Consider the following 10,802-nt stretch of genomic DNA (forward strand, 5'->3'; position numbering starts at 1 on the left):
ATTGAATAGACGCTAGCGGCAGGTATTTGGGACTAAATTCTAATACAAGTGGGATCATGGATACGGAGCGTCGCCTCGCAATAAGAATGATAACAGCGTATCGCTAACTACGCTAAATCTGACATTGGTAATTGGCTTCACATCAAATTTGGCGTCGGAGCGCGCTGTGAGCAGGCAGCGATATTGACGGTTTACTAAAAAGTCATATCCGTTATATTATAAACTAGGCGCTGGCTTGAGGTTTTTATTTGTCCTACTAATTCAGAGCTAGATGCAGATCCTAGAGGCAGGCAGTGGAAGGGGATGGCGGGAATGGCCAATCCTAGAGCTTCACGATTGAAATAAATCCTACTTAAGGCCTGTGGGCATGGCAAGCTCTCACAGTCCTTTGTTTTTCGCAAAACGATCCATAGACGCGTAACTTGGTGCCCTCGATCTCAAGTGCGCGGCATTTCGCAACCGCCGGCAAACGATTTTTTGCGAAGGACTTGCTTGATGCGATTTCTACAAGGCAATGGACACGACCAAAGTTGGAAGGGCTTGTGGTGGGGTGTCTGCCACTATGAACGGATACCCGGCTATCAAGTAGGGCCGCGAACCAAGCCATCGACGGGGGGTGGCACGCCGGACTGAAGAGGCTCCCTGGGCGGCTGTCTGTGTCTAACCTTATATTGTCGGAGCAGAAAACGGCGCAGTCCAATTTTAGGGGAAAAACCTCCCCTGCATCCGCGAGGCTGAGATGGCTCATCCAGCGATCGCCTTATCTGGTGTAGGATGGCTATGTAAATCCTTGCTATATATTGGTAAAATCCTTCATTGGGCTTTGGTCTGTGCAGGCGAAGACGGCTCAGATGGCGCCAATTTTTCCTGTCCAGTTTTATGCAGGTTCAGATCTTCTGGTGAGTGCGGAAAAATCTTGGCATGCAGCCAACCAAGGATGAATTCGGAAGCGTCACAGGCGCTGCCAGGGCTCGCGGAGACCTTCAGTGGCTACCTCTTCTAAGGTAATGTGGTAGTTTCAGAAGAATAACTTTATTTTTCTAGCCGAGGTCTCCCTGACGGAAATTGAAGACACGTACGCTTCGGCCGAGCAGCCTTGGTTCGCAGAAAAGGCTTGCCGCCAAATTTTGGAGTATCTGGTCATATCATAAATCACTGATGTCTAATTTCGGAAATTTTGTTTTAAGATAATGTAATAATTTTTTGGTTCTTCTCAGCCTAGCAGTTAGCTTTTGTAATATAGCTACATCTTTCAATACGGTAGTACTCTCTCGTGATGCACGTGAGACCGGTTTTGCATAGGAAAGATTGCGTGGCTGAGCAGCTCTGCCGACTCCTTTCGTGTGCTGGATAATTAATTTTTTTTACAATTATTGAGGAGGTCTAGATGGGGACCGCCTCTTGTGCATGATGCGTAACCTTCCGTCGAGGTTGGCCTCATTATGGGTTTCTGCGCTCCCGGGGAGGCGATAAAAAAGAGAGCGTGCATCACATTTGGTTTTATGACCTGCTGTAGCTCCTTATCTTAACAAGGGCTAGTGCACCGCCTCGGCCGCCTCGATCCGCACCAGCCCCTCGACCATCCGCAGCGCCCCGCGCAGGTCCGGCGCGCCGCCCGGCGGGGCGGCCAGGATCGCCCGCACGAGGTCGCGCAGGGCGTCGGAGCCGAGGCCGCGGCGGGCGCCCTCGCGGTGGGCGAAGCGGGCGGTCTGCTCCGCGGTGAGGGCGGGCAGGTCCACCACGGTGACCCGCGACAGGAGCGGCGCCGGCATCCCGGCCTGCGAGTTCGCGCAGAGCACCCAGGAGACGCGCGAGAGGTCCGCCGGCACGTCGAGGCAGGGGCACTGGAAGCGCGCGGCGGTGGCGGGTTCTAGCAGCGGCAGCAGGGCGTTGTGGGCGGAGGTGAAGTCGCCCTTGGTGCTCCAGCCGCCGCGCCCTTTCTCGATCTCGTCGACGAGGATGACGGGGTTGGCGATGCCGGTGGTGAGAATGGTCTCGAGCGGCCGGCCGATCATGCTCGAGCCCCAGCCGCGGCTCAGGCCGGCGATGGCGAAGGCCTCGCTGCCGACGCCGAGATCGATGCCGGCGAAGGGCACGCCCGCCAGCGCCGCGAGACGCCGGGCGAGATGCGTCTTGCCGATCCCCGGCGGTCCGACGAGCAGGATCGGGCGCAGGCCAAGGCCGCGTTCCTCGGCAGCCGCGGCGCGGAGGTCGCGCCAGAGCGGGTCGAGCGCCGGCTGCATCCAGGGCATCTCGTCGAGAAGCGCGGCGGCGAGTTCATCGGCCGCGTGACGGGTTACGGGACCAGCGAGCCGCATGGGACGCGGCGCGGCCTGGAGGCGCGCGCGCATCTCGGGCCGGAGATGCTGCGTGCCGCTGCGCTTGAGGGCTTTGGCGTGGAGGCGCTCGGCGCGCTCGGCCGCGCGGCGCATCAGGGTGCGCTCCGCATGGCTGAGGGGCTCTTCGTCGAGGCGGCCCTCGGCGATGCGGCGCGCGGCAATCAGGCGCTCTGCCCGGGCATCGAGCCGCTTGCCGATCGCGGCGAGCTCGGGGACGGGATGGACGGTCGGGAAGACGACATGGGTCTGGGGCGAGGGCTGGGTCATCGGGTGGACTCCTTGCAAGAGACGTCACGGGATCAGGCGAAGCGGCGCATCAGGCGGCCGAGGCGGTCCAGCGCGGCGGGCGGGTCGAGCTCGCGGAAGATCAGCGCGATATCGGCGGCCGTGAGCCGGGCGAGGCTGGCGTCTGGCGGAAGTCCGGCCTCACAGGGGCCAGCTTCGTCGGGCCAGGTCAGGCGGAACTGCGCGGCAAGCAGTGCGGCATCGAGGGGCGGCAGGCCGAGCCAGTCGGGCGGCGGCACGTCCTCGGGCCAGGGCGGCACAGGCCCGGCCGCGAGGATGAGGAGGCGGCCGTCCTCCAGAAGCGCTCGGTCGAGGGCCGCGGCATCGCCGCCGCCGCCGGGCAGCATCAGCAGCCGCAGGGGCGCCTCAGTGTCCCCCGATGCTCGTGCGGCATGAGTCAGCACCCAGGCAGTGGGGGCGATGAGATCGGCCGGCAGGACGAGGATCGAGGCCGGCTCTGGGCGCAGCAGCAGGTCGATGCCCTGCTGGTCGACCGCCGCCATGGCGAGCCGCAGCAGCGCCGTCGCTCGCAGCGGTCCGAACCCCACCTCGCCGTCGTCGAGGGGCTCAGGGCCGCTCGGCGGCCAGGCACCGGGGACAGCGACGGGACCTTCGGGAAACTGCACCGTCCCGATGCGGCAGAGATCGCCCTCGGTCACGGCGCCGGGCACGATCGCCCCCGCCGCGTCGATCCAGGCAAAGGCGCTGCTGACCGGGAAGCTCGGCGCGTTCGGCGAGAGGCGCGCGGTGGCGCCCAGGACGCTGCGCGCGAGCGCCCGGTGCAGCGGGCTCCGGGCGACGAGCCGGATCGCCGCTCCCGGCTGATCCGGGGGCGGCTGCAGCGCCGGGGGAGGCGGCAGATCGGCCGGCAGCGCCATGGCAGTGGCGGCGAGGGCTTCGGCGAGGGGGCCGCAGGGCACGGGAGGAAGGATAGGGATCATGGCAAGACCTCCTGGAGCAGTGGGATGATGTGGAGGCCGTCCGCCGGTGCGGATGCGCGACGGGCGGCCAGATTGAGCGGGGGCGGGGCAGAGCAGGCGGGAATTGGACCGGCGCTGCGTCCAGGTCTTCAAGACCCCGTGCCGATGGCGTCCTCCAGATCGTCAAGCAGGCTGCGCAGGCGGGGCTCGGCCTCGGCGCGATAGATCTCGCGCGTCACGTTGATCCGCGCCGCCTCGAGCGCCTCGCGCGGCACCACGAGGTCCGGGATTTCGCGCAGCAGCCGGGCGTGCATGCCTCGCTCCACCCGGAGGGCCTCGTGACCGCTCGGCATCCGCACCTCATGGATGAGCTCCTGCCGGCGCTCCGGATCGAGGCCCAGCTGGTAGCGCATGCGCGAGAGCGGCAGGCGGCTGTGGCCAAGCTTGACCACCACGCCGACCCCTTCGAGGTCGAGGCGCATGAGGTAGATCCTGTTCGGCTCCGCCGCCCAGCCGGCGTCACAGCCGGCGCAGGCAAAGCGGCCGGTGCGCATGTTCACCCGCGCGACGCGCTGCTCGTGACCGCAGCCGTGGCGATAGAGCCGGTAGCCGTCATGACCGTCGGGGTCCGGCCCGAGGAGCTGCCATCCCTGCGCGATAGCCTCGGCCGCGACCTCGGCCTGGAAGCAGGTCTCGCAGCGGACCTGCACCTTGCCGGCCGCGATGCGCTGGACCAGCTCGAGCTGCCGCCGAACCTCGTGGCCGCAGGGCGCGCGGTAGACGGCATAATGCCGATCCTCCGCATCGCGGCGCAGGAAAGTCAGGCGCGCCGCGGCAGCCGTGTCGCGCAGCGCCCGGTCGCCGCAGGCCGCGCACTTCGGCTGGGCGGTCCGCAGCGTGTAGGCCTTCGCCATCGTCAGGCCGCCGCAGTCGCGGCAGCGGAGCAGGACGTGGTAGCGGTCGCCGACGCGGTCGGTGACAGTAAACCCCTTTTGCTGGGCCATCCTCTGCCACTGAGGCGGGATCGGCGCGGGCCAGGGAGTAAGAGCGATGGCCGCCTTGGCGGCGCTGCGGCGGGGGTAATGAATCGACAGATTGGACATCGGACTGGTCCTTTGCATGCGAGGAGGGGGCCGGCTGCCGAGACGCAGCCGGAGGGGCAGGGGAGAGGCGCGAAGAGAAAGACCGTCCGCGAGCGGCGGGACGACGCGCAGGGCCAGAGCCCGGCCGGGACGCGGCCCCGCCGGGTCAGCAGTTGCGATGAGGTCGGATCAGGCGGCGGAGACCGGCTCCGCGACAGGAACCGGCGCGCCGGACGCGCCAGCGGCGCTGCCCTCGTCCTCGACCTGGTGCTCGAGCAAGCGCAAGGCCTGCGCCATCAGCATCTCCGCCCGGCGATCCTCGACCGTGGCGGGGTTGAGCGGGTCCAGACGCGTCCGCCTCAGGGTGCCCGTCATTACGGCGGCAATCGCCTTCGCCTCCTCGTCATGGACGACGGCGATGATCGACCGGGCGATGTCCTGCAGCAGCGCACAGGTCGGACCCAGGGGTTCGAGGCAGGTCACAAGATCGGCGCGCGCATGGAGCCGCAGCCAGCAGGCATCGGCGGAGGCGAAGAACAGCCTGTAGGCCGGATCGCCGTAGTAGCGGTGATCGAGCGCCTCTTCTTCCGCGATGGCCCGCTCGAAAGCGTCCAGCATGTCGCAGAAGGCATCCTCGACCGGCAGGATGGCCGAGCCGGGCGAGAGGGACTGGCCCGCGTCAGCGGGCGTGGTAAGGGAATGAGTAGCCATGGTGATCTCCTCTACAGATCGTTGTGGTCAGGGCGGGGCGAGAGGGTAGGATCTCTTGCCTTCGCCCGACTAATATAGCATCATGCCATTATGACGTCAACATCGTAATGGTATAGTTTCATGGCTCCCCCCAAAAAAGACACCGAGGCTGTAACTCTACGGCTACCGCGCGACCTCATCGATGCTATTGACAGCCGACGCCGTCATGAGGCCGACATACCAACCCGACCTGAAATGGTCCGACGCGCTTTGATCGCTTGGCTCGGCATGACCGGGGAGGGCGGACAAGACCGTGACGGCTGACACGACGTATTTAGTGGTCTTGACTGCACAGGGCTTATTGGCGGTTGGCCCATAATGCTTATTGCCGCACTTGCTGGGTTTACGCTGCATTGGCGAGACAAGCGGAGGAAGCGCGGAAGCGGACCTCAGCTGCGTCCGGCGTGAAGGTTTTGAGAGGGAGGATAGCGACCGTTCGCTGCGCCCGTCTCGAAGGTCGTGGAAGGGAGTATTCCGTTGAAAAACTTGGCTTGCCTGACGTGCTGACCGCTGATTCACTTCTGTATCGGCTGGCGGAGGTGGGCGGCGGTGATGGGGTCCCGGCAGAAGGCGCAAGGCGCTCTGTTCTACGAGTTCTCGATCGAAGCACATGTGCCGCTCGACCATATGCTTCGATCTGTGGACCGGTTCGTCGACCTGACCGGCATCCGGCGGCACCTGGCAGCGTTCTACAGCGCCACCGGGCGGCCGTCGGTCGATCCGGAGCTGATGATCCGCATGCTGCTGGTCGGCTACATTATGGGCATCCGGTCCGAGCGTCGCATTTGCGAGGAGGTTCACCTCAACCTCGCGTACCGCTGGTTCTGTCGCCTCGATCTGGCCGATCCTGTCCCTGATCACTCGACCTTCTCCAAGAACCGGCACGGCCGGTTCCGCGACAGCGACCTGCTGCGGCATCTGTTCGAGACGGTGGTGGCGCGGTGCATAGCGGAAGGCCTGGCCAGCGGTCAGCGCCTCGCCGCGGATGCCAGCATCATCCAAGCTGACGCGAACAGGCAGAACTCGACACCGAAGTCGGACTGGCAGCCGGGCAGCATTAATCCTGAAGACGCGCCAAGGGCGGTCAGGGAATACCTGGAAAGGCTCGATGATGCCGCCTTCGGCGCAGCGAGCTCTGTCGAGCCGAAGTTCACGTCGCATTCCGATCCGGCCTCGCAATGGACCGGGGCTCGGGGCGGACCGGCCTACTTTGCCTATTCCACCAACTACCTGATCGACACCGATAACGGCGTCATCCTCGAAGTGGAGGGTGAGGCGGACGAGGAAACAATCCTGGGGATCGTTTTCCCGCCGAACCGGTCGATCCGCCAGTCCGAAGTCGGATCGGTGCAGACCATGATCGACCGGGTGAACGATACTTTCGGCCTCAAACCGGAACGGCTGATTGCAGACACCGCCTACGGCACCAGTGCCATGCTGGACTGGCTGGACCAGCAGCGCGGCATCGCACCCCATATTCCCGGTAGTCGCCACCGCGATCCTCGACCGGATGCTCCACCACAGCCACGTCATCACCATCCGGGGCGAGAGCTACCGGTTGCGCGAGAAGCGCCGGAGCGGTCTTTTGCAAAAGGCCGCTCCGGCGCACCCCACCATCAACACATCAAACAGCGAGGGGGTCAGTTCCTCATGTCGTCAGGGGGGCAGTCCCTGATGTCGCTGGACAACATTCGAGCGCGCTGACTTCACCTATGAGGCCGAGGCCGACGTCTACACTTGTCCAAAGGGCAAGGAGCTGAAGCAGAGCCGCCGGGCCTTCGCGAAGCCACGCGAGAAGAAAGCCGACGAGGCCGGCATGCTCCGCTACCGGGCCAGCAAGGCCGATTGCGATACCTGCGCGTTGAAAACGCGCTGTTGCCCAAAGGAACCCGCGCGGAAGATCCTGCGGTCGACCTTCGAAACATCCAGCGACCGGGCCCGTGCGATCGACCGGACCGCCGACTACGCCGTATCCTGCAGGCTGCGGAAGAAAGTGGAGATGCTCTTCGCGCATCTAAAGCGCATTCTGGGCCTGAGCCGTCTCCGATTGCGGGGTCCGAACGGCGCACGTGACGAAATCAACCTCGCAGCCACCGCCCAGAACCTCCGGAAGCTGGCGAAGCTCCTTCCGGCCCCGGAAGTCGCCTGCTGAGGATGGACAGGCGCACGCGCCGAAAATGCCGGAGGGGAGCAAGGCCGACGGCGGGCCGAGTTTCTCAACGGAATAGGCCGATAGCACCCGTGGCCGGGCATGGCGCCGGACGGCGGCTTCGGGCCGAAAGTGCCCCCAGTCCAAGCATGGGACGGAGGTCTGCTATGGGCCGGGATTGACAGCGCACCTTGGGGATCTATGTGCGCCCAGCCGCAGCGCCGCATGGCCGATTCGAGCCCGCAGTCTGGCCGGGTCGGACGCGAGAACGCGGTCGGTCGGGTCCTCGCCTGACAGGCATCCGCCCCGGGTGAGCCCGGGGCAGATCGGCGCACGCCCAGTCCGAGCTGCCCTCATGCGGCTGCGCGTTCCCCGGTCTTCCAGGTTGCCCACCGGGCGGCCTGGCGATCGATTTTGGCGCGCTGATCCGCGGTCCAACGGATTTGATCCAGGAGCCTTTCGACCAGCTCCACAGGCTCCATGGCCGGGATCTGCTTGATATCGTTCCAGTCATTCATCGGTTCGGGCGCAATGGCCCGAACCCTGTCCTCCAGGACACCAAGGTCGTATTCGCTGATCGCCGGCAGAGGCAGGACGCGGGCGCGGCAAAATTCCCGCGCCAGGAGTTTCCGCAGCTCCTTGGCGACCTTGCCGTCCCCCGCCTCGCTCAGGGCATTCTTCCTGCTGTGCCAGAGACGGCCGGCATTGTAGGCCGCCACGAACTTGTGGCTGTTCTCATCCCCGGCACAGTGGTTGCTCCAGACTCGGTGCCGCAGGTTCATCGTCTTGCCGACGTAGCGCGGGACCTGCTCATGATCATGCAGCAGGTAAAGGCCAGGGACATTGCGCGGCACGTTTTCAAGGCGGGTGAGCGGGGCAGTGGTGAGGGCCTCCAGGGCAGCGGTCGGGGGCATCATGGGCAAGTCTCTCCTTTATGGGCGACGACTTGGATATAACGGTGGGCGCGTCAGGATGCGCAAAAAGTCTCGCCATGGCGAGACTTTCCTGGTCGAAGCCATGGTTCGGAGGACCGCTCAAAGCCTAAATTAACGTTGCGCTAAGAGCGACCAGGGGCTTACCCGCGCCGCGCCGATACAGGACGCCTTAGAGCCCAAGGACGAAGCCGCTCACATACCTGGCGCGTCAGGGCGTGGGCCTGCTACGCCGCCGCAAGTCTGCTTCGAGCCCCAAGAGTTCCGGATGCCGCGGGACGGATGAGTAACCGCTTCGGGTGTTTCGTCTGGGTCTTGGCCTGGCAGGTGCGACGATTTAGGTCGCCAGAACGATCCTGTTGGGATAGGCGATTTGTCCCGTGGACATGTCGCGCGAGCTTTTTGCTTCGGAACGAACATACCCACTTTACCTGAAGAAGACGGGGAGGTGACAATGTCGGGCGAGCAAGAGGACGCACACGAGCCGGCGCGATGGCAGCGAGCGACCCTTCCGATGATTGATATGCTCCCGGTCGACGGACTGTTCGAAAATAACACGTCCGTCAACGCATCCGATCTTGGCGATGCTCTCTACGGCAAGCTGAAGGTCATTGGCGACGACGCGCCCGAACGTCCTCTGATCGAGATGCTTGCGTCAATTTTCCGTATGTACGAAACCCCCAACAAGACGCCGCCCTTCGGCCCTATGGTGGTGATGGCCGATGGATCGCGCTCGGCCGCGCCCGACGACTTCGCCGGCCCCTTGGTCGAGGTGATCGTGGCCGTCCTTGAGCGCATCGAACATCCGGTGGCTCGCGCACGGCTGGCGCATCTGGCGTGGTTCCTCGAACGCCGAAGGCGAGACGAAGGTCTCGTCGCGCTGCGCGCCTATATCGATATCATCGAACGCCTCGACGATGGGCGGTTGGAGGCGCGAGGCGAGCGCGGCATCCTAGGTGTCACCGGTCACGACCTGCTGAGGATGGCGTTCGCCGTCTGCCACGGCCTCGGTCGACCTGCCGGGGAGCATGATCGGCTTCAGGAACTCGCTGCCGGACTGCTACGCCGGGTCGGGTGGAGCGACGACGGCTTCAGTCTCCGGCTGTTCACGGATCTTGCGCTCGATGAACGCGCGGTGCCCCCCGAAGACGTCGCCGGAATTGTCGAGACCTTCATTGAGCGAACCGCACCCGCGCCGTCCGCCGGATCGGATGACTACCCGGCCCAGATGTGGCTCCTCGCGGCGCGCGCCCACAAGCGGGCCAAGGACGAGAACGCGGCCAATGCCGCAATGATACGGGCGGCGGAATGCTACGCCGCGCATGCAGAAACCTTCGTCGGGCGACCTCATGGGGCGATGTTGGCCACGCATTGGATGGAGACCGCTATCGCCACCCTCCACGGGGTGCCAGGTATCCGAGAACGTCGCCACAAGCTACGTCACCGGTTGATCGACATGCAGGGGGCGATCCGGGAAGACCTCGTGCCGATCTCCCACAGCACCGACATCTCGGAGCTGGTGGAGGAGGTGCGTGCTAAATTCCTCGGCTTGCCCCTCGGCGACGCTTTGCGTCGGCTGACGCTCATCGCGGGTAGCTTTCCCGAGCCCGAAAAGCTCGAGGAAGAGGCTCGCCGCTCTTCGGTCGAACACCCTTTCTCTTCGTTGTTCGCCGCATCCCATATGGACGCCGAGGGAAAGACAATCGCGCGCTCGCCAAGCGGCGGCATTGGCGTGGAGGATGCCACGGCCGAGTCTCTGGAGCCCACGATCATGCAGGCCGAAAGCATCCGCCGGGCTTTCGCCGCGCGTGCGGGTATCGACGTCGCGCGCGTCGTCATCATTGCAGAGCATCGCGTTTCTGAGGAGGTCGTGCTCGACCTCGTCCGGCACAGCCCAGCCGTGCCGCCGCATCTGGTCCTCACGACGACGAGGGGCTTCGTGCGATGGTTCGAAGGCGACATGGTCTCGGCCCTCTACATTCTCACCCCGCTTCTGGAAGGCATGGTGCGCCATTTGCTCAAGCAGCATGGTCATGACGTCACGACCATGGACGATGCGTCCAAAACGCAGGAGGATCGCACGATCACGGCACTCTACGACGCCATGCGTCCGGAGATGGACGCGATCCTCGGACGGGCCGTCACCGAGGACATTCGCCGGACGTTTCTGAGCAAGCTCGGCCCCAGCCTGCGTCACGGCGTGGCGCACGCGCTCCTGTCGGACGGAACGCCCTACGGCGACGACGCGACTGACCTGCCCCCCGGAACGTCCCTCGGTTCAATGTAGAGTTTGCTTCATCCCGAAGGAGCAGACGACATGAGGAAAAGCCGCTTCACCGAGGCGC

Annotated in this window: 7 protein-coding genes and 3 pseudogenes; 5 read left to right on the forward strand and 5 right to left on the reverse strand. The window is 64.5% G+C overall.

Annotated elements, in window-relative coordinates; genetic code table 11:
• Positions 1 to 1,535: 1,535 nt before the first annotated feature.
• From DFP88_RS15835 to DFP88_RS15855, 4 genes are all read right to left on the reverse strand, one after another.
• Entirely contained in the window at positions 1,536 to 2,606 is a 1,071-nt protein-coding gene (locus tag DFP88_RS15835) for an AAA family ATPase (RefSeq protein WP_181418686.1), read from the reverse strand.
• 32 nt (positions 2,607 to 2,638) lie between these two features.
• On the reverse strand, positions 2,639 to 3,565 hold the full coding sequence (locus DFP88_RS15845) for a hypothetical protein (RefSeq protein ID WP_110815678.1): 927 nt from the start codon (positions 3,563 to 3,565) through the stop codon (positions 2,639 to 2,641).
• Positions 3,566 to 3,693: 128 nt separating this feature from the next.
• Positions 3,694 to 4,647: a GIY-YIG nuclease family protein gene (locus DFP88_RS15850; protein WP_110815679.1), complete on the reverse strand. Its 954-nt coding sequence runs from the start codon at positions 4,645 to 4,647 to the stop codon at positions 3,694 to 3,696.
• Between the two features lie 168 nt (positions 4,648 to 4,815).
• Complete coding sequence (locus DFP88_RS15855) at positions 4,816 to 5,337, reverse strand: hypothetical protein (protein WP_110815680.1); 522 nt, start codon at positions 5,335 to 5,337, stop codon at positions 4,816 to 4,818.
• Positions 5,338 to 5,457: 120 nt separating this feature from the next.
• On the opposite strand from DFP88_RS15855, the gene DFP88_RS15860 reads away from it, so the two are divergent.
• From DFP88_RS15860 to DFP88_RS15875, 4 genes and pseudogenes are all read left to right on the forward strand, one after another.
• Complete coding sequence (locus DFP88_RS15860; protein ID WP_110815681.1) at positions 5,458 to 5,640, forward strand: ribbon-helix-helix protein, CopG family; 183 nt, start codon at positions 5,458 to 5,460, stop codon at positions 5,638 to 5,640.
• Positions 5,641 to 5,925: 285 nt separating this feature from the next.
• Positions 5,926 to 6,858, forward strand: a pseudogene (locus tag DFP88_RS15865) (transposase); the annotation flags it as partial.
• 4 nt (positions 6,859 to 6,862) lie between these two features.
• A pseudogene (locus tag DFP88_RS17400) lies at positions 6,863 to 7,051 on the forward strand (ATP-binding protein); the annotation flags it as partial.
• A 72-nt stretch (positions 7,052 to 7,123) separates the two neighbouring features.
• A pseudogene (locus DFP88_RS15875) lies at positions 7,124 to 7,528 on the forward strand (transposase); the annotation flags it as partial.
• A gap of 350 nt (positions 7,529 to 7,878) precedes the next feature.
• On the opposite strand, the gene DFP88_RS15880 reads toward DFP88_RS15875, so the two are convergent.
• The gene (locus DFP88_RS15880; protein WP_110815683.1) at positions 7,879 to 8,442 is read right to left on the reverse strand and encodes a GIY-YIG nuclease family protein; all 564 of its coding nucleotides are present in this window, start codon (positions 8,440 to 8,442) and stop codon (positions 7,879 to 7,881) included.
• A gap of 469 nt (positions 8,443 to 8,911) precedes the next feature.
• Here DFP88_RS15880 and DFP88_RS15885 point away from each other — a divergent pair, with 469 nt between their 5' ends.
• The gene (locus tag DFP88_RS15885) at positions 8,912 to 10,744 is read left to right on the forward strand and encodes a DUF7380 domain-containing protein (protein ID WP_110815684.1); all 1,833 of its coding nucleotides are present in this window, start codon (positions 8,912 to 8,914) and stop codon (positions 10,742 to 10,744) included.
• Positions 10,745 to 10,802 lie beyond the last annotated feature (58 nt).

The sequence above is a fragment of the Pseudoroseicyclus aestuarii genome (assembly GCF_003217255.1).
In the GTDB taxonomy this organism is placed as follows: Bacteria; Pseudomonadota; Alphaproteobacteria; order Rhodobacterales; family Rhodobacteraceae; genus Pseudoroseicyclus; species Pseudoroseicyclus aestuarii.